The 18,722-nt window shown below is 73.8% G+C and carries 17 protein-coding genes; 7 read left to right on the forward strand and 10 right to left on the reverse strand.

The genetic code is table 11. The features are described 5' to 3' along the window. Nucleotides 1-10: 10 nt before the first annotated feature. A complete protein-coding gene (locus AB5J51_RS14495; protein WP_369777843.1) occupies nt 11-781 on the forward strand; it encodes a hypothetical protein in 771 nt (256 codons plus the stop codon). Next, nucleotides 781-2,049: a HAMP domain-containing sensor histidine kinase gene (locus AB5J51_RS14500; RefSeq protein ID WP_133896881.1), complete on the forward strand. Its 1,269-nt coding sequence runs from the start codon at nt 781-783 to the stop codon at nt 2,047-2,049. Before AB5J51_RS14495 ends, AB5J51_RS14500 begins: the two co-directional genes overlap by 1 nt. A 20-nt stretch (nt 2,050-2,069) precedes the next feature. Here AB5J51_RS14500 and AB5J51_RS14505 read toward each other — a convergent pair whose 3' ends face one another. Genes AB5J51_RS14505 through AB5J51_RS14515 form a run of 3 tightly spaced genes read right to left on the reverse strand, consistent with a single transcriptional unit; the run spans nt 2,070 to nt 4,031 of the window. Further along, the gene (locus AB5J51_RS14505) at nt 2,070-2,345 is read right to left on the reverse strand and encodes a hypothetical protein (protein ID WP_053784671.1); all 276 of its coding nucleotides are present in this window, start codon (nt 2,343-2,345) and stop codon (nt 2,070-2,072) included. A gap of 10 nt (nt 2,346-2,355) precedes the next feature. Further along, complete coding sequence (locus AB5J51_RS14510) at nt 2,356-3,072, reverse strand: TetR/AcrR family transcriptional regulator (RefSeq protein ID WP_053784670.1); 717 nt, start codon at nt 3,070-3,072, stop codon at nt 2,356-2,358. 29 nt (nt 3,073-3,101) lie between these two features. Then, nucleotides 3,102-4,031 carry a diiron oxygenase gene (locus AB5J51_RS14515; protein ID WP_053784799.1) on the reverse strand — a complete coding sequence of 310 codons (930 nt, stop codon included), beginning with the start codon at nt 4,029-4,031 and terminating at the stop codon, nt 3,102-3,104. Nucleotides 4,032-4,200: 169 nt separating this feature from the next. Here AB5J51_RS14515 and AB5J51_RS14520 point away from each other — a divergent pair, with 169 nt between their 5' ends. Next, nucleotides 4,201-5,355 carry a ferritin-like domain-containing protein gene (locus AB5J51_RS14520; protein WP_053784669.1) on the forward strand — a complete coding sequence of 385 codons (1,155 nt, stop codon included), beginning with the start codon at nt 4,201-4,203 and terminating at the stop codon, nt 5,353-5,355. Nucleotides 5,356-5,425: 70 nt separating this feature from the next. On the opposite strand, the gene AB5J51_RS14525 is transcribed toward AB5J51_RS14520, so the two are convergent. Then, nucleotides 5,426-6,904, reverse strand: a complete 1,479-nt coding sequence (locus AB5J51_RS14525) for a penicillin-binding transpeptidase domain-containing protein (RefSeq protein WP_136224947.1) — start codon at nt 6,902-6,904, stop codon at nt 5,426-5,428. Then, nucleotides 6,901-8,301, reverse strand: a complete 1,401-nt coding sequence (locus tag AB5J51_RS14530) for an FtsW/RodA/SpoVE family cell cycle protein (protein ID WP_369777844.1) — start codon at nt 8,299-8,301, stop codon at nt 6,901-6,903. The genes AB5J51_RS14525 and AB5J51_RS14530 overlap by 4 nt, the downstream gene beginning before the upstream one ends. A gap of 137 nt (nt 8,302-8,438) precedes the next feature. Between AB5J51_RS14530 and AB5J51_RS14535 the strand changes: the two genes are divergently transcribed. The 3 genes from AB5J51_RS14535 to AB5J51_RS14545 all read left to right on the forward strand — a co-directional run bounded on the left by AB5J51_RS14535 (nt 8,439) and on the right by AB5J51_RS14545 (nt 11,426). Further along, a complete protein-coding gene (locus AB5J51_RS14535; protein WP_053784666.1) occupies nt 8,439-8,828 on the forward strand; it encodes a DUF6325 family protein in 390 nt (129 codons plus the stop codon). Beyond that, on the forward strand, nt 8,828-9,175 hold the full coding sequence (locus AB5J51_RS14540) for an SHOCT domain-containing protein (RefSeq protein WP_369777845.1): 348 nt from the start codon (nt 8,828-8,830) through the stop codon (nt 9,173-9,175). The genes AB5J51_RS14535 and AB5J51_RS14540 overlap by 1 nt, the downstream gene beginning before the upstream one ends. 607 nt (nt 9,176-9,782) lie before the next feature. Beyond that, nucleotides 9,783-11,426, forward strand: coding sequence for an NlpC/P60 family protein (locus AB5J51_RS14545; RefSeq protein ID WP_369777846.1), 1,644 nt, complete (start codon nt 9,783-9,785; stop codon nt 11,424-11,426). On the opposite strand, the gene AB5J51_RS14550 is transcribed toward AB5J51_RS14545, so the two are convergent. The 5 genes from AB5J51_RS14550 to AB5J51_RS14570 form a co-directional block, all read right to left on the reverse strand. Then, nucleotides 11,363-12,637 (reverse strand): styrene monooxygenase/indole monooxygenase family protein, encoded by a 1,275-nt coding sequence (locus AB5J51_RS14550; RefSeq protein ID WP_053784664.1) that lies wholly within the window; start codon nt 12,635-12,637, stop codon nt 11,363-11,365. The two genes, AB5J51_RS14545 and AB5J51_RS14550, sit on opposite strands and share 64 nt — an antisense overlap. A gap of 63 nt (nt 12,638-12,700) precedes the next feature. Continuing rightward, nucleotides 12,701-13,324: an ATP/GTP-binding protein gene (locus tag AB5J51_RS14555; RefSeq protein ID WP_369777847.1), complete on the reverse strand. Its 624-nt coding sequence runs from the start codon at nt 13,322-13,324 to the stop codon at nt 12,701-12,703. Then, the gene (locus AB5J51_RS14560) at nt 13,305-13,781 is read right to left on the reverse strand and encodes a DUF742 domain-containing protein (RefSeq protein WP_053784662.1); all 477 of its coding nucleotides are present in this window, start codon (nt 13,779-13,781) and stop codon (nt 13,305-13,307) included. Before AB5J51_RS14560 ends, AB5J51_RS14555 begins: the two co-directional genes overlap by 20 nt. Then, on the reverse strand, nt 13,778-14,257 hold the full coding sequence (locus tag AB5J51_RS14565; RefSeq protein ID WP_030303544.1) for a roadblock/LC7 domain-containing protein: 480 nt from the start codon (nt 14,255-14,257) through the stop codon (nt 13,778-13,780). The genes AB5J51_RS14560 and AB5J51_RS14565 overlap by 4 nt, the downstream gene beginning before the upstream one ends. Continuing rightward, entirely contained in the window at nt 14,254-17,406 is a 3,153-nt protein-coding gene (locus AB5J51_RS14570; protein ID WP_369777848.1) for a nitrate- and nitrite sensing domain-containing protein, read from the reverse strand. The genes AB5J51_RS14565 and AB5J51_RS14570 overlap by 4 nt, the downstream gene beginning before the upstream one ends. 472 nt (nt 17,407-17,878) lie before the next feature. On the opposite strand from AB5J51_RS14570, the gene AB5J51_RS14575 reads away from it, so the two are divergent. Continuing rightward, the gene (locus AB5J51_RS14575; RefSeq protein WP_053784660.1) at nt 17,879-18,652 is read left to right on the forward strand and encodes a protein phosphatase 2C domain-containing protein; all 774 of its coding nucleotides are present in this window, start codon (nt 17,879-17,881) and stop codon (nt 18,650-18,652) included. Nucleotides 18,653-18,722: the final 70 nt, after the last annotated feature.

Here is an 18,722-nt window from a genome sequence, read left to right on the forward strand (position 1 = left end):
CCCGGTCGGCTTGCGTGCGTTTTCCTTCCCGGCCGCCGTCTGCGCTTCCTTCCCGGCCGCCGTCCCCGCCGCCCTGATCGCCCTGGCGCTGCTGCCCCTGCTCGCGGGCTGCGGCGACGCCGGCGGGCCGGTGGGTGCCGGTGCGACCCCGACCGCGAGCGGGCCCGTACAGCTCTGGCCGGACCGCAAGGGGGCCTCCGTACCGCCCGCCGATCCGGAAGGCGCGCCGCCGGTGTACGTGCAGGGGCTGGCGCCCGTGCGGGACCAGAACGTGCACGAGGTCGATCCGGTGGCCCTCGTCCAGGCGGAGCTGCGCGCCGGCCCGGACACCGGCGTCGGCCCCGCCGGGATGCCCCCGCAGACCGTCGCCGCGATCGAGGCGTGCGGGCAGGAGGGGCAGCCGCCGGGGAAGTGCCCGGTGCTGACGCCGTACTACCGGGACCTGACGGGCAACGGCCGGGACGAGCTCGTCGTCGGCATCGAGTTGCCGGACCGGATGATGTCCGTACGGGCGTACACGGCGGACCCCGACGGGCGCCTCAACCGGATCATGGCGACGACCCAGACCGTGGTCGGTGTCGAGCTGGCCGGGCAGGACGTGATCCTGCGGGTGCCGAGCGGCAATCCGGGCTACGAGCTGATCACCGCGTGGTCCTGGGACGGGAAGCAGCACACGATGCTGCCGACGCGCGAGCAGATCGTACGGCTGCCCGGGACCGTCCCCTCCGCCTCCCCGTCCCCGCCGAAGCCGCTGCAGCCGTCCCTGGAGGGGACGCCGTGATGCGGCGGCTCCCCGCCTGGACGGCCACGCTGACGTGGAAGGCGGGGTGCTTCATCGTCGTGATGTGCTGCTCCCTCGCGGCCGTGCTGGGTGCGCTGGTGCACGTGGAGGTGACCCGGCAGACGGTCGCGACGGCGCGCGGGAAGGCCCTCGACAAACTGGCCGGCGTCGCACGGGAGTACGAGGCCGGCGAGGCCCTCCCGCCCGACTCGGGACTCGACCCGGCGGGGCTGCCGCCGGCCCTGCGGGCGCTCGCGGTGTCCGGGCAGCGCGCGACGATGGTGGCCGAGTACGAGGGCCGCCCGACGATGTGGGCGGCTGCCCCGGCGGACGGGCGGGCCCTGGCCACGGCGGTCGACTACGCGCAGAGCGCGCGGACGATCCAGGGCCTGGACAACGCGATCATCGGGTCGTCCGTGCTGGCGATCGGAGGGACGCTGCTGGTGGGCGCCTTCGCGGTGACCCGGGTGACGCGGCGGCTGCACCAGACGGCGACCGTGGCCCGGCGGATCACGCAGGGCGATCTGGACGCGCGCGTGGACGATCCGCGGACCAAGGACCCCTCCCGGCACCAGGACGAGGTGGCGACCGTGGCCGGCGCGCTCGACACGATGGCCGGGACGCTGCAGGCGAAGCTGCTGAGCGAGCAGCGGTTCACCGCGGACGTCGCGCACGAGCTGCGCACGCCGCTGACCGGGTTGCAGGCGGCGTCGGAGCTGCTCCCGGAGGGGCGGGCGACGCAGCTGGTGCAGGAGCGGGTACGGACGATGCGGGGGCTGACGGAGGACCTGCTGGAGATCTCGCGGCTGGACTCGGGGCACGAGGTGGTGGAGACGGATCTGCACCAGCTGGGGCGCCTCGCGCGGCGGGTGGTGCGGGCGTCCGGGACGCAGACGGAGGTCGTGGTCGTCCGGGACGCGCACGTGGAGACGGACCGGCGCAGGCTCGAACGGGTGCTGGGCAACCTGGTGGCCAATGCGCACAAGCACGGCCGGCCGCCGGTGGTGATGACCGTCGACGGGCCGGTGGTGACCGTGCGGGACCACGGGGACGGGTTCCCGGAGTACCTGATGGCGCACGGCCCGCAGCGGTTCCGGACGGGGGGCGCGGGGACGGGCAAGGGGCACGGGCTGGGGCTGACCATCGCGGTGGGGCAGGCGGAGGTCATCGGTGCGCGGCTGGTGTTCCGGGCCGCGGAGGGCGGCGGGGCGCTGGCCGTCCTGACCCTTCCGGAGTACCCGGACCCGGCCTCGCCCCCGGGGGCTTAGGGGGTGTCGTCGAAGTCCCGTCAGGCCGGCGGCGGGGTCGGCTTGGTCCAGGGCCAGCGGAGCTTGGGCTTCCGGCCGGACGGGGCGTACGTGTACTTCCAGCCCTTCTGGAGGTGCAGCCGCTTCGAATAGCCCGACGGGACCCGCTCGTACAGCAGGACCGTCGCAGGGCCGCCGTCGGCCGACGGGACCGGGATCTCGTACCACTTCGGCGGGTGGCCGGTCGGGCCGACGAGGATCGGGAGGACACGGCCGTCCATCGGGCCGCCCTCGAAGGGGGTCGGTTCGCTTCTCACCCCACCAGTGTCACAGCAGGTGTGCGGCCTCGGAGACCACGGGGATCACGCGTCGGGCCAGGACCCCGACCGGGCCGTCCGCCGATTCGAGGGCGAGCGCGGCCCGAGCCGCGGCCGCCGTCTCCGGGTCGGTGGCGGCCGTCGCCGTCAGGAGGGCTATGAACTGGTCGACGAGCCAGTCGCGCAGGACCGAGACGCCCGGCTGCTTGCCCTCGTCGATCCAGATGAGGGAGGCCGCCTCGACGGCCGTGATCCAGGTGCGGACCATCATCCGCAGCCGTGGGCCGGGGGCCGGGACGGCCAGGTGGTAGAGGATCTGCTGCGCCGCCGCCCGGCGGATGCCGTCCACCGTCGCCGTCGTACGGGAGGTCTCGACGACGCTGCCGCCCTGGAGGAGCGCCGAGAAGCCCGCGTCGTGCTCGTCCACGAAGGCCAGGTAGCGGTCCAGCGCCCGGGAGAGGCGCTGGGTCAGGGGGCCGGCCTGCGGTTCGGCGAAGCACTGCTCGAGGAGGTCCGCCGCCGAGCGCAGGGCGGCCTCGTACAGCTGCTGCTTGCCGCCGGGGAAGTAGCGGTAGACCAGGGGCCGCGAGACGCCCGCCGCCTCGGCGACGTCGTCGAGCGAGACCTCCTCCGGGGCCCGGTGCGCGAACAGCGACAAGGCGGCGTCGAGGAGCTGGGCCCGCCGCTCCTCGACGCTCAGCCTGCGGTACGCGCGTACGGTCGTCATGCCCGCAGGGTAGCCCCGGAAGAGCCGGTTCAGGCGAGGAGTCCGGAGCTCTTCCAGAGCCTGCGGCCGACCCCGCGCAGCACGCCGATGTCGTCGAGGAAGTCCGTGAGCCGCTTGGCGCCCGTCTGCATGACCTCGCGGCGGTGGCCGCTCGCCCGGACCTGGGCCACGGCTTCGCGCCGGTCGAGGCCGACGTTCTCGTAGACCTGGGGGTTGACGAAGGCCAGGGAGAAGACGCGGGCGGCCTCGCCGCAGCTGATGCGCGTGAGTTCCTGTTCCCAGCGCGGGGCGGTCAGCATCTGGCGGCGCAGTTCCTCGCGGGCGTAGCGGACGTGCCGGGCCTCCTCGATGACGTGGATGCGGGTGACGCCGCGTACGAGGGGCTGGATGCGCTCGTCGGGGAAGGTGAGGCGTTGCATCCAGTCGAGGATCTCCTCGCCGAGCAGGGTGCAGGCGAAGGAACCCGGGGTCGTGGAGACCGTCTTGAGGATGCGGGCGAGGTTGTGGTTGAGGCGGGAGACCGGGTAGGCGGGGGCGCCGGCCTTCTGGATCATGCGGGCGAACATCATCGAGTGGCGGCACTCGTCGGCTATTTCGGTGAGCGCGTAACGGACGTGGTTGCTGGTCAGGGACTTGTCGTAGATGTGCCGGACCATCAGCTGCATCAGGATGATCTCGAACCAGATGCCGAGCGAGCCGAGCGCCGCCGCCTCGTGGCGGGAGAGGTCGATGCGCTGCTCCTCGCCCATCTTCTTCCACAGCGGGGTGTCGTAGAGGGAGAGCAGCTCGGGCGGCCAGTAGTACTTGCCGTCGATGGGCGGGGCGTCCCAGTCGAGTTCCTTGTCGGGGTCGAACGAGTGCTTGGCCGAGGATTCGAGCAGTCGTGCGGCGATCTCTTCGCGGTCCTTGAGGAGGCCGAGCGCGTCCTGCAGCGCGCCTCGATCGGTCACGGTCGTCATGGCTTCGGATACCTCGCTCATCGGGTTACCGGCGGTCATCACTTATGAGACTGCTTGTCAGCAAGACCGTCAATCCCCTGCGCACGACTTGTTGACCCCGCGTCTACCAACGTGTGACGCTGCCAACCATCCAGTCCTGTACGGAAGTACACGAGCCGAGGGGGCGTCAGTGTCGACGCACGAGCTCTACACCAAGGACCCGGGCGCGGACGTCTGGCAGGTTCCGGCCTCCGGCGCGGCCCGCTTCAGCTGGGAGGCCATGTTCGTCGGCCAGGAGAACGGCTCGGGGCGCGAACGGCTCCTCGCGCTCTACCAGAAGGGCAAGGACAAGCAGTGGGACGGTGCCAAGCGCATCGACTGGGAGCTGGAGGTGGACCCGTACAACCCCCTCGGCACCCCGGACGAGGCGCTGACCCTCTACGGCACCCGGCACTGGTCGAGACTCACCGAGAAGGACAAGGGCGAGCTGCGCCGGCACTACACCGCCTGGAACTTCAGCCAGTTCCTGCACGGCGAGCAGGGCGCGATGGTGTGCGCGGCACGGATCGTGGAGTCGGTGCCGGACCTGGACGCGAAGTTCTACTCCGCGACCCAGACGATGGACGAGGCCCGGCACGCCGAGATCTTCGGCCGCTTCCTGCACGAGAAGGTCGGGATGCTCTACCCGATCAACGACAACCTGCGGGCCCTGCTCGGCGACACGCTGCGCGACTCCCGCTGGGACATGCCGTACCTGGGCATGCAGGTGCTCATCGAGGGGCTGGCGCTGGCCGCGTTCGGGATGATCCGCGATACGACCGACCAGCCGCTGCCGAAGCAGATCCTGGCGTACGTGATGCAGGACGAGGCCCGGCACGTGGCGTTCGGGCGGATGGCGCTGCGCGACTACTACAAGCAGTTGACGGACGCCGAGCTGCGTGAGCGCGAGGAGTTCGTGATCGAGGGCTGCTACCTGATGCGGGACCGGCTGCGCGGGGTGGAGGTGCTGGAGAACTTCGGCATCCCGCGCAAGGAGGCCGAGGAGTTCAGCGAGCAGTCGGAGTTCCTGCACCTGTTCCGGAAGCTGCTGTTCAGCCGGATCGTGCCGTGCGTGAAGGACATCGGGCTGTGGGGCGAACGGCTGCAGAAGGCGTACCTCGACATGGGCGTCTTCGAGATGGGCGACTCCAACCTGGACCTGCTGATGAGCCAGGACGAGGAGATCGCGGAGGAGCTGGACCGCGAACGGTTCGCCGCGGAGGAGGCGGACCGGGTGGCGGAGGTCGAGGCGGCCATCGCGGAGGGCGCCGATGCCGAGACCGCCGCCGGGAACGAAACCCGGTAGGGCGGGCGCTGCGCCGACGGCTCCGGCGGGAACGACGTGCGCAGCCGCGCCGGCTCCCCCGCAGGGCGTTTCACCGGGTGGACGGGGGCGGCGGCCCGTACAGCGCGGCCTCCATCACCGCGCGGGCGATGGGCGCCGCCGCGCCGTTGCCGCTGATGTCCCCGCGGCGCGCCTCCGCGTCCTCGACCACCACGGCGACCGCGACCCCCGGCAGCGGCGCGTCCTCGGCCTTGGCCCAGCCGATGAACCAGGCGTACGGGGTCCCCGCGTTGCCGACGCCGTGCTGGGCGGTGCCGGTCTTGCCGCCGACCACCGCGCCCGGCACCGCGGCGCCCGGCCCCGTGCCGTTCTCCACCACCTGCACCATCAACTCCTGCAGGCGCAGCGCCGTCGCCGGGTTCATCGCCCGGCCCAGGCTTCGCTGCTGCCCGCTGCGGACCCGGTCCCCGTCGTCCTGGGTGGTCCGGTCCACCAGGTAGGGGGACTTGAGCTCGCCGCCGTTGGCGACCGCCGCCGCCACCATCGCCATCTGCAGCGGCGTCGCCGTCGTGTTGAACTGCCCGATGGAGGACAGCGCCAGCTGGTCCGGGCTCATGTCGGTGTCGAAGTTCGACCGCGACACCCAGGCCGGCACCCGCAGCCCGTCGTCGTCGAAGCCGAACCGGCGGGCCGCGTCCACCATCCCGCGCAGCCCGACCTGGACCCCGATCTTCGCCATCACCGTGTTGCAGGACCACTGCACCGCCTCCGCCATCGAGGCGTCCTGGCAGCCGGTGGCCACGTTCGGCAGGAGGGTGCTGGTGCCGGGCAGCGGGTAGGGGTCGGGGGTCTGCGTGGGTGCGTCCACGTCGGTGACCACGCCCGCGTCCAGGGCCGCCGCCGCCGTCACGATCTTGAAGGTGGAGCCCGGCGGGTACGTCTCGCGCAGCGCCCGGTTCAGCATCGGCCGCGCGGGGTCCGCGTTCAGCCGCTCCCAGGCCGCCTTGACGCCCGCGCCCGTGCCGGAGAGCACCGCCGGATCGTACGAGGGGCTGCTGACCAGCGCGAGGATCCTCCCGGTGGCGGGGTCGAGCGCGGCCACCGCGCCGCGCCGGCCCGCCAGCCCGGTGTACGCGGCCCGCTGCAGGCCGGCCCGGACGGTGGTCTCCGCGTTCCCGCCGGCCGGGCGGCCGCGGGCGAGGTCGTACCAGAGCGGGAAGGCCGAGAGCCCCGGGTCGGTGCCCGAGAGGATCGCGTCCTCGGCGCGCTCGAGGAGGCTGGTCCCGTACGTCTGCGAGGAGAACCCGGTGACCGGCGCGTACAGCGGGCCGTCCGCGTACGTCCGCTCGTAGCGCAGCAGCTGGCCGCTGTCCCGGGAGCCGGTGACGGGCCGCCCGTCGACCAGGATGTCCCCGCGGGGCTGGGCGTAGCGCTCGATGGCGGGGCGCTTGTTGGCCGGGTTCGCCCCGTACGCGGCGGCCTCCCAAACCTGCACCCGGGCCACGTTGACGAGCAGGGCGACGAGCAGCAGCGCGCAGAAGTACGCGCACCAGCGGATGTACCTGATCACTCGGCGGCCCCTCGGGCCTCGGCGACTTCGGCGGCCCCGGCTCCGGCCGGGCGGGGCCGGCGGGCGCTGTCACCGAGGCGGACGAGCAGCGCGACGATGATCCAGTTGGTGACGACGGAGGAGCCGCCCTGGGCGAGGAAGGGCATGGCCATGCCGGTGAGCGGGATCAGCCCGGTGACTCCCCCGGCGATGACGAAGACCTGGAGCGCGACGATCGAGGCGAGCCCGGTGGCGAGGAGGCGCCCGAAGGGGTCGCGCAGGGCGAGCCCGGCGCGGAATCCGCGGTCCACGAGGAGACCGTAGAGGAGCAGGATCGCGGTGAGGCCGACGAGGCCGAGCTCCTCGCCGGCGGTGGCGAGGATGAAGTCGGACTTGGCGGCGAAGCCGATGAGGAAGGACTGGCCGTGGCCGAGCCCGGAGCCGAGGAGTCCGCCGGCCCCGAAGGCGAAGAGGGACTGGGCGAGCTGGCCGGGCCCCTCGCCGCGCTCGACGGAGGCGAAAGGATTCAGCCAGTCCTCGACGCGGCTGTGCACGTGCGGCTCCAAGGTGCCGACGGCGTACGCCCCCAGGGCGGCCAGCAGCAGCCCGATCGCGATCCAGCCGATCCGGCCGGTGGCGGTGAACAGCATGACGACGAAGAGGCCGAAGAAGAGCAGCGAGGTCCCGAGGTCGCGTTCGAGGACGAGCACGCCGACGCTGAGCAGCCAGATCGCGAGGATCGGGCCGAGGACCCGGCCGGGCAGGAGGCGCAGCTTCCAGAAGAGCCGGCGGCCGGTGAGGGCGAGCGCGGTGCGGTTCGCGGCGAGGTAGGCGGCGAAGAAGACGGCGAGCAGGATCTTGGCGAACTCGCCGGGCTGGAAGGAGAGTCCGGCGAACCGGATCCAGATGTGGGCGCCGTTGACGGCCGGGAAGAACACGGGGACGAGCATCAGCGCGAGGGCGGCGGCCACGGAGAGGTAGGCGTACTTCTGGAGCACGCGGTGGTCGCGCAGCAGGACGACGACGAGGACGAAGAGGGCCACGCCCAGCGCGGACCAGCGCAGTTGGTCCCCGGCGGTGAGGTGGGCGGGGGTGGTGACGTCGAGGCGCTGGATGAGGACGAGCCCGAGGCCGTTGAGCAGGACGGCGATGGGGAGGACGAGCGGGTCGGCGTACGGGGCCCGGAAGCGGACGGCGAGGTGCGCGATCAGGGCGGCGGCGGCGAGGCCGGCGGCGTACTGGCCGGCCGGCAGGGGGGTGCGGCCGGTGGTGGCGAGGCCGACGTAGTGGTGGCCGAGGACGGAGATGAGGACGGCGCCGGCGAGGAGCGTCAGCTCGACGCCCCTGCGTTTGGACGCGGAGCCGTCGGGGGGCGGGGGCGGGGCGGGCTCCGCCACCTCTGCCGTCAGAGCGGTCATATGGGAAACGTAGCAAGTGGACGGATGGTATGTCCCCTTATGTCATAGAGTGCCGAAGAGTCGTCAGAAGAGTCGTCGGAGAGCCGTCAAAGAGCCGCCAGAAACGGTCACGAGGGCACGAATGGGAGCCGCGGCACATGGGACCTGTGGAATTCATCGTCCTCGCCTTCCCGGAGGAGCAGCTGCGCGTTCCGGCGGTCGAGGCCGTGATGGGGCTGCGCAAGGCGGGGGTGGTCCGGCTCATCGACGGGCTCGTGGTGTCGAAGACGGCGGCGGGTGAGGTGCTGGCGGCGGAGTTCGACGAGTTCATGGAGCTCCAGGGGCTGCTGAGGCACCGTGAGGCCGCGCAGCTGATCGGGGCGGAGGACGTCGAGGAGGCGGCGGAGCTGCTGGAGCGGGGCAGCTGCGCGCTGCTGCTGGTGGTGGAGCACGTGTGGGCCGAGGACGCGGCGATCGCCGTACGGGCGGCGGGCGGGCGGATCGTCGGCTCGGTCCGGATCCCGCCGGAGCGGACGGGGGCGGCCTGATGTTCATCCGCCCGGTCGGGGTGAGAATCGAACCGGCCCGCCGCCCCTCGGGCCACCCGCTGCTCCGCGGCCTCCTGACCCGAGCCGCGGGGCCGGTGCCGGGGGCCGTCCCGGGGGCGGAGCCGGGGCCCGTGCCGGGGACGGAGCCGGGGCCCGTGCCGGGGTCGGAGCCGGGCTCCGAAGCAGCGGCCGAGCCCGGCGCCCCGCCCGGCGGCCCGGCGGCGGGGCCGGGGGCACCACTCGGGGGGCTGGCCGCCGAGTTGGCGGAGCTGGCGAAGCTGGCCCGGGAGGGCCTCCTGACCCCGCAGGAGTTCAAGGAGGCCAAGGCCCGCCTCCTCCACCCCTGAGCGGTGGCCCGCCCGGGCCCGCCCAGCCCCCGGGCCCGGCGCTCCGCCGGTGCGGGCCCGCTGCGCGGAGCCGTCTCCCCTACCCGCCCTTCCCCCGTTCCCCGGGCTCCGCCCGGACCCCCGCCGGTGCGGCGCCGCTGTCCGGTGCCCGCCCCCGAACCCCCGCGCCCCAAACGCCGGCGGGGCTGATCGGCAGACCCCGGACTCGCCCACACCCCACCCATGCAGCACCACTGCCAGGAGCCGGCCCCGAACCCCCGCGCCCCAAACGCCGGCGGGGCTGATCGGCGCCGGGTGACGCGGGCTTCGCCCGGATCCCGTGCCTATGGGCGAGCGGCGCGGACCCGTCCGGCGGGTGGGTGCCGCGCAGCGGCATTTGCCGCCGTCCGGCGTTTGAGGACCGGGTCCGGGCAGCGCCCGGTGAACGGGAGAAGGGCGGGTAGGGGACGGCCCCGCGCAGCGGCAACGGAGCCGTGTCCAGCCCCTCGGCGATTGGCAGGCAGCGGGTGGGCGCTGGGCCGGAGGGGTGAGAGTGGGGAACTGGCCGTCCCGGGTGGGGGATTTGTCATACCGGGCGTGGCAGCATCGGCCGCCTGGAGGTGATCACATGTCACGCCGCCTGCTCCGTGCCGCCTGCATCGCCGCCGTGGTCGTCACGGCCGGGCCGTACCCCACCACCCACGCCAAGCCCGCCCCCGGCACCCCGTCAGCCCCTGCCACCGCCCGCCAGTCCCCCGGTGCGGCGGACCGTGCGGCGAGCGCCGCCCCCCGGCCGAGGCCGAGCCCCACCGGCGCGGGCGCCGCGGGCGGCTCCGGCCGGCAGGCTCCTGGCCCCGCCCCTCGGCAGAATCCTGGCTCCAGAGGTCGCACCGCCCCGCAGGGGATCGAGGCGCTGGACGCGGTCACCCCGCGGGCCGCCGGTGCCGACGGCGCCACGAACGCCACCCCCCAGCAGTCCCCCGGCTCCGGAGGCGCCACTCCCCGGCGGAGTAGCGATGCCGGAGGCACCACCGGATCCCGGGCCACCGGCGCCGGAGATGGCTCCGCCAGCCGGGCTCCCGGCACCGCCGCCCCGCAGACCGCCGCCCCGCAGACCGCCGCCCCGCAGGCCACCGGCTCGGCGGAGGCCGGTGCCACCGGCCCCCGGGCCTCCGCCGTCCAGGGCGCCGCAGGCGCCCCCGCGGCGCTCGGGGTCGGGGGGTTGCTGGCCGAGTTGCGGGGGCTCTACCGGCAGGCCGAAGAGGCCGCCGAGGCGTACAACGCCACCGAGGTCGCGCTCAAGGCCGGGCAGGACGAGGAGCGGCGGCTCAGTGCCGCGCTCGGGAAGGCCCGTACCGCCCTCGGGGCGGAGAAGGCCGCCGCCGGGCGGATGGCGCGGGCGCAGTACCAGGGGGCGCGCGGGTTCTCCCCGTACGCCCGGATGCTGCTCACCGGCGACCCTCAGGCCGCCCAGGACCAGCGCCGGCTCACCGCCCGTGAGGGTGCCCGCCGGGCGAGGGTGCTGGCCCGCCTCACCCGCGGCGAGCACCAGGCCGATGTCCTCGCCACCGCCGCCCGCAAGTCCCTCGACACCCAGCAGTCCCTCACCGAGCAGCGCAAGCGGCAAAAGCAACAGGTCGACCTCAAACTCAAACAGGTCGAGCGGATGCTCGCCTCGCTCAGCCCCGAGCAGCTCACCCAGCTCGGCACCCGCGAGGCCGCCGACACCGCCACCGCGCAGCGGAGGCTGCTCGACTCCGGCCGGCTCGCCACGACCCCCCGTACGCCCACGGCCGCCGGCGGCGCCGCCCTGACCTACGCCACCGAGCAGATCGGCAAACCCTACGTCTGGGGGGCCGAGGGGCCGGGATCCTTCGACTGCTCCGGGCTCACCTCACAGGCCTGGGCGCACGCCGGCCGGTCCATCCCCCGGACCAGCCAGGAACAGTGGGCGCAGCTCCCCAAGGTGCCCCTGGACGAGCTGCGCCCCGGCGATCTCGTGGTCTACTTCCCCACCGCCACCCACGTGGCCCTGTACGTCGGCGACGGGAAGGTGATCCAGGCCCCGCGGCCCGGCGCGAAGGTCAAGGTCTCGCCCATCGCGGCCAATCCGCTGCTCGGAGCCGTACGGCCCGATCCGGACGGGGCCCCGCTCGCCGCGTTCACCCCGCCGCCGATCCCCGAGGCCGAAGGCGGCGACGACAGCGGCTACTCCGCCGAGTCTGCGCCGGCCGAGGACGCCGACGACGCCGACGCGACCTCCGCCACGTAGTCCGCCGCGTCCTGCGGGTCGTAGAAGTACGCGTCGAAGTCGGCCGGGTTGTCGAAGCCGTTGGCGAAACGGTCCGCCACCGGCTGCAGCTGCCCGGCCGCGCCGATCAGGTTCAGTACGTGCTCCGGCGGGACGCCCAGCATCGCGTTCGTCCACTGGGTGACCGGCTTGCCCGTCGTGAACCAGAACTTGTCGAAGGTCGCCTTCATCCACGCCTCGTCGAACGGCTTGTCCCCGTGCATCAGGATCGACGACAGGTACGAGGCCGCGCACTTCGACGCCGAGTTCGAACCCTGGCCGGTGATCGGGTCGTTCGCGACGACCACGTCCGCGACACCCAGCACCAGCCCGCCGCCCGGCAGCCGCCCGACCGGGTTGCGGACCACCGGCGCGTACCGGCCGGCCAGCGTGCCGCCCGCGTCCGTCAGTTCCGTCTTCTTCGCCCGCGCGTACTCCCAGGGCGTGAACTTCTCCATCAGCTCCAGCGTGAGCGCGAGGTGCTCCGCCGGGTCGTTCACCCCGCGGAACACGTCCAGCGGACCGCCCGGGAGCCCCTCCCAGAACAGGATGTCCGCCCGCCCCGACGTGGTCAGCGCGGGCATCACGAACAGCTCGCCCACCCCCGGGACCAGGTTGCAGCGCACCGCCTCCGTCTCCGGGTGCTCGGGCCGCGGCTCGAGCCCGTGCACGTACGAGACGGCCAGCGCGCGCTGCGGCGCGTCGTACGGGGAGCGCGCCGCGTCCCGCCCGAACATCGACACCAGCTCGCCCTTGCCCGCGGCGACCAGCACCAGGTCGTACGTACGGGAGAAGTAGTCCAGGTCGGCGACGGACGCGCCGTGGATCACCAGCTGCCCGCCGCGCTGCACGAAGACGTCGAGCCAGCCGGCCATCTTCAGGCGCTGGTCGACGGACTGTGCGTACCCCTTGAGGCGGCCGAGCCAGTCGATGGGGCGGGTGCCGTCCGGGGCGGCGACCGAGACGCCGATGCCCTCGATCCGCGGGGCCTGCCGCTCCCAGAAGTTCAGCCCGAGGTCGCGCTCGTGCTGGAGCGCCGTGTCGAACATGACCTGCGTGGACATGATCCGCCCGGTGCGGATCTCGTCCGCCGTCCGGTTGGACATGAGGGTGATCTCGTACCCCTTGGCCTGGAGGCCGAGGGCGAGCTGGAGACCGGACTGGCCGGCCCCCACGACGAGTATCTTGCGCATCTCACGTTCTCGATTCGGGTGAGCGGTTCGGCAGTACGACGGGGCTTCGCGAGGGGCGAGGGGTTATTCGGGGGTCGCGTCCAGCGCGTGGCCCACCAGCGTCAGCAGGGAGGCGACGACCGTGTCCCGGCGCCGCGCGTCCATGATCACCACCGGCACCTGCGGCGGGATGGTCAGCGCCTCGCGCACGTCTTCCGGCTCGTACGCGTGCGAGCCCTCGAAGTGGTTGACGGCGACGGCGTACGGCAGCCCGCAGCTCTCGAAGTAGTCGAGGGCCGGGAAGCAGTCGCGCAGCCGGCGCGTGTCGGCCAGCACGATCCCGCCGATGGCGCCGCGCACCAGGTCGTCCCACATGAACCAGAACCGCTCCTGGCCCGGGGTCCCGTACACGTACAGCACGAGGTCGTCGGCGAGGGTGATGCGGCCGAAGTCCATCGCGACGGTGGTGGTGCTCTTGTCCGGCGTGGCCGACAGGTCGTCCGTCGGAAGGCTGGCCTGGGTCATCACCGCCTCGGTGCGCAGCGGGGTGATCTCGGAGACGGACGACACGAAGGTGGTCTTGCCGACGCCGAAGCCGCCCGCCACCAGCACCTTGACGGCGACGGGGGCGCGGGAGCGGTCGTACTGCCAGGGCTGGACGGGATCGTCGTCCACCGAGGTGACCGGGTCAGAGACTGCGAAGACCACTGAGCACCCTTTCCAGCAGCGCGCGTTCGGGGCGCCCGGGGCCGTGCCCCGTCCCGTAGACGCGTATCCGTCCTTGGTCGGCGAGGTCGCTGACCAGGACGCGGACCACCCCGAGCGGCAGCTTGAGCAGCGCCGATATCTCGGCGATGGTCCGCATGCGGCGACAGACCTCGACGATGGCCGGCATCTCGGGCATGCGGTCGTCGGCCACCCGGTCGCCGACCACGCGGTCGCCGGGTATGCGATCGCCCTGTTCGCCGTCGGCGGGTATCTGCGGCTGCGATGCCCTGGTGTCGAGGGCCGCGACGAACGTCTCCACGTGCAGGACCTGCGTGAAGCGGGTGCGGCCGCCCGTGAGGGAGTACGGGCGGACGCGGGCGGGCCGGCGGTCGGCTCCGCGTATCGGCAGCCGGCCGGACGCGGACGCCGACGCGGGCTCCGAGGCCGTACCTCTCACGGGGTCTTCTCCATCGACTGGCGCAGCTCGCTGCGGACTTCGGGGGTCAGGACGTGGCCGGCGCGGCCGACGAACAGGGCCATGTGGTACGCCACCACGCTCATGTCGCAGTCGGGGGTGGCGTGCACGCCGAGGAGCGAGCCGTCGCTGATGGCCATGACGAAGACGGAGCCGTGCTCCATCGCCACCATCGTCTGCTTGACCGCGCCGCCGTCCATGAGCTCGGCGGCGCCGGTGGTGAGGCTGCCGAGGCCGGAGACGATGGTGGCAAGGTCGGCGGAGGCGCCGCGCGGGCCCTTGGTGCGCGCGGGGCTCTCGCCGGCGGCTCCTCCGGGGTCGGAGGACAGCAGCAGGAGCCCGTCCGAGGACACGACGGCGACGGAGTTGACGCCGGGCACCTCCTCGACCAGGTCGGTCAGCAGCCACTGCAGGTTGCGGGCCTGGGTGCTCAGTCCGTACGTACTGGGCGCGGTCATGTGCGTGCCTCCTGTGCGGTGTCCCCCTGGTCGGTGTCCTGTGCGAGCTCGGCGGCCACGACGCGCCGTCCGTCCCGCGTCCCCTGGTAGAAGCCGCCGAGCCGGCGGCGCAGCTCCTCCGCGTCGACACGGCGCGCCTGCTCGGGCGGCCGTGCGGCCTCGGGGCGACGTGCTGCCACCGTGCGCGGGGTCCGCTTGGGCAGCCCCTTGTCGGTGACGGTCTCGGGTCCCGCGTCGGGGTGGCTCCCCTGGCGGGGGATCCAGTCGGCCTCGTCGGGTGCGTGCCGGTGGGGCTCCGCCGGGCCGTCGGGGGCGACGGCGGTGGCGGTCTGCCCGGGGTGCGGCAGTCCTTGTTCCGGTACGTCGGCCCGCGGGCCGGCATCGGGCAGCCGGTCGGCGGACTCCGGGTCGGGGTCGGACCCCGCGAAGGCCTCGGGTCCCGCGTCGGGGACGACCCGCGCGAGGAGCTCGTCGCCGGGATCCCGCTCGACCGGGACCTCTGCGGCCGGGCCGGCGACGGTGAACCCCTGCCCGGCGCCGGGCAGCTCGGGCTCCGGCCCGGGCTCCGCCGGCACCACGCGCGCCGGCAGCTCATCGGCGGATCCGCTCGCCGCGGTGAAGACCTGGTCGGCCGGAGGCAGTACGCCCTCCGGGCCGGCGAAGGCATGGCCGCCCGGGGCGGGCTCCGTCTCGGGCGCCTCGGCCTGGACCGTGAACACCTGCTCGGCGGGGGGCAGCCCGCCGTCCGCGGCCGGGCCGTGCGCCTCCGCGTCGGGCTCGAGCCCCCCGGCCAGATCCGGCCCGAAGTCCGGAGCCAGGTCCGCACCCGAAACCTCGGCGGCGGCCGAGGCCTCGGCCGCGGCCTCACCGAGCAGCGCCTCCGCGTCCGGCTCCGGATACGCGTCCGCGTCCGGCTCCGGCCCCCCGGCCGGGTCCGGTCCGAAGTCCGGGCCCAGGGGCTCGTCCGCGGCGGTCGGCTCGGCGGTGTCCCATTCCATGCTGCGCAGGAGTTCCGCGTCCGCCTCGGGGCCCGGGTCCCGGAAGGGCTCGGGGGTGGGGGCGGCCCCGGCCCGGGGCTCCGCGTCCCGTTCCGCCGCCGGAGGCACCCGGCGGGGCGGGATGGTGTTCTCGTTCGCCTCGGCGATCACGCCCGGCAGCCGGAGCTCCGGTACGCCCGGCGTGGCGAAGGTGTGCACCGGCGAGCTCGGCGGGGTGGCCGGGAGCAGCGACGCCGGCACGACCACCAGGGCCTCCGTGCCGCCGTGCCGCCCCGCGCGCAGCTCCGCGGTGACCCCGTGCCGGGCCGCGAGGCGCCCCGCCACGTACAGGCCGAGGCCCAGGCCGTGTTCCGCTTCCGGCTCCTCGTCGTACGACTCGGGCGTGGCCAGCCGGGCGTTCAGCGCCTCCAGCCGGTCGCCGGTGACGCCGATGCCCTGGTCCACGACGGACAGCACCACGTCGCCCGAGTCGAGCAGCCACCCGGAGACCCTCACCTTGGCCTCGGGCGGCGAGAACGTCGTCGCGTTCTCCAGCAGCTCGGCGAGCACGTGCGAGATGTCGTCGGCCGCGTGCCCCGCGACCTGGGTGAACGGGGGCAGCGCCGCCAGCTCGACGCGCTCGTAGCGCTCGATCTCGCTGACCGCGGCCCGCATGACGTCCACCAGCGGGACGGGGGCCCCGGCGCCGTGGCCGTGCTCCTGTCCGGCCAGGACCAGCAGGTTCTCGTTGTGGCGGCGCATGACCGTCGCCAGGTGGTCCATCTTGAACAGGGTCGCCAGCCGGTCCGGGTCCTGCTCCTTGGACTCCAGCTCCTCGATGACGGCGAGCTGGCGCTCGACCAGCCCGAGCGTGCGCAGCGACAGCGAGACCGAGGTCGTCGACATGATGCGGCGGTGCTCCTCGAGGCCGGCCCGCAGCTCCGTCAGCTCCGCCTCCAGCGCCTCCCGGCCCGAGCCGAGCGCCTCGTTGCGGCCGATGAGCCGGCGCGCGTCGGCGTCGAGGCCGGCGATCCGGGTGTGCAGGGAGACCGTCTGGTCGCGGACCGCGTTGAGGTGGCGTACGACCTCGGCGAACTCGTCGTTGCGGCCCGTGAAGCGGACCGGCTCCACCGAGCCCTCCGGGGTCGCCAGCCGTGCCGCGCCGCGGCGCAGGACGGACAGCGGCCGGGTCAGCGAGCGCGCGACGGCCGTCGAGAAGCCGACGGCGACCAGGAACAGCAGGCCGAGGACGGCGACCAGCATCTCCAGCCGGGTCACGTCGTCGTCGCGCAGGGTGGCGAGCACAGTGGCCCGCTGCCCGGCGAGGGTGGACTCGACGGACCGCATGCGGTCGATGCGGGCGGTGAGCGCGGGCGCGACGGTGGCGCCGTCGAGCTTGCGGTCGGCGGAGGACAGCGTGGGTCGCTCGGTGAGCCGCTTGAGGTAGTCGTCGGCCGTCTTGACCTCGGGGCCGGTGACGGTGGCGGCGAGGGTCTGGCGTACGTCGGGCCGCGCGACCCGGGTGAAGTCGTCGAGGGCGGCCTGCTCCCGGACGCGGGCCCGCTGGGCGGCGGTGGTCAGTTCGTCCACGACCGCGGAGTTGGGGAGCTGCTCACCGCGGGGGACGGCCAGCGCGGCGAGCAGCAGTCCACGGGTGGCCGAGGCCTGTTCCACGGCCTGGCCGAGGGGGGCCAGCGGGCGGTTGGTGGCGAGGGCGGCGCCGGCCCGCGGCGGGGTCAGCTCGGCGAGCCGGTCGCCCGGGGCGAGCAGTTGCGCGATGACGCCCGCGTACGCCTGGTGGGCGGCGAGGGCGCTGCCCTTGCCGTCGACGGCCTCGGTGCGGACGGCCTGGACGCGGCCGAGGGCGAGGGCGAGCGGCTCGTCGGCCTCGCTGCGGACCTCGGCGAGCTGGCGGTCGGTGAGCGCGGTGCGCTCCTGGACGGGGACCTTCGCCTGTGCGCCGGGGCGGCCCTTGGCCACGTACTCGACGACGGCGTCGCGCTCGTCACCGAGGAGGTGCGCGAGGGTGAGGGTGTGCTGGGTCTGCTCGGCGAGCGTGACCAGCTGCTGGGAGTCGTTCAGCTCCCGTGTCGCGGAGACCACGGCTGGTGTGCCGGCCGCGAGGACGGTGAGGCCGGCGACGGCGACGCCGATGACGAGCCTGCTGCGCACGCGGACGGGACGTCCTGCGGGGGCGGGTCCGTCGGTGGCGGTGCCGTTCTTCCGAGACCGCTTCTTCTGCACCGGTGCTCGCAATCCTGTACGTGTGCTCGTGCTCGTCTACTCGTGTGGCCGAGGTAACGGCCGGTCAACAAGTAAACGCCCCCTGCCCCCTCGTACCGCCTCAGACCTTTGCAGCGTGTTGGGGAGAGAGCCTGACATCGCCCACCCGGCCACTCGAACGAGTGAACATCACGGATGAGTTGGCAACCAACTCGGCAGGGCCTCGTCAGAGGGTCGTCATGGGCGGGTGGTTGAAAGATCGATGGGGGCTTTGGCAATATGCCCGCCCACATCCCGCCGGGGGGCCGTGGAGCGCCTCGGAGGGCGGCCGGACGGCGGCGGTCCCGCCGGTTCCGCATTGGTACGGACTTTTCGGCGCATCGCGGCCGGCCGTCACATCCCGGGCGGGCAGAATGTCCGCATGCGCATCGACCTCGCCTCGGCCCCCGGCAACCCGGAACGCCCCAACGAGGACTGGCTATCGGCGGCGATGCCCGCTGCGGGCGGCGGAGTCCTGGTCGCCCTGGACGGGGTCACCCCGCCGAGCGGCGAGGTGGGGTGTACGCACGGCGTGCCCTGGTTCGCGGCCCGGCTCGGGGGCCGATTGACCGAACTGTCCGGATCGCGACGGGACATGCCGCTGGACCGGATCCTGGCGGAGGCGATCCGCGACACCGCCGACGCACACCGCGACACCTGTGACCTTTCTCACGTGCGGACCCCGCAGGCGACGGTGGTGATGGTGCGCTGGGACGAGGCGTCCGTGGAGCACCTCGTGCTCTCGGACTCCGTACTGCTCCTCGAGGCGCCGGGGGGCGAGGTGACGCCGGTGCTCGACGACCGGCTGGACCGGATCCCGCGCGAGCTGCTGCGCACGCAGGCCTCGGCGGACGCGCTGCGCAATGCGGAGGGCGGCTTCTTCACGGCGGCCGCGGACCCGGCGGTGGCCGCCCGCGCGGTCACGGGCCGGACCCCCCGCGGGCGGGTGCGGGCGCTGGCGGCGCTCACGGACGGGGCGAGCCGCTGGACGGACACGTTCCGGGAGGGCGACTGGGCGCAGTGCCTGGCGGTGCTCCGGAAGGAGGGCGCGCAGGGACTGATCGGCCGGGTCCGCACCCTGGAATCCGACCCGGCCCGCCCCCTCACCCGCGGCAAACGCCACGACGACGCCTCGGTGGCGTACGCGGAGCTGTAGCGATCCGGCCCCGGGGGGTGTCTCTATGTCTTTCGTCAAGGACGTGATGCCAGGTATGAGGCTGTTTGGG

The sequence above is a fragment of the Streptomyces sp. R33 genome (genome assembly GCF_041200175.1).
In the GTDB taxonomy this organism is placed as follows: domain Bacteria; phylum Actinomycetota; class Actinomycetes; order Streptomycetales; family Streptomycetaceae; genus Streptomyces; species Streptomyces katrae_B.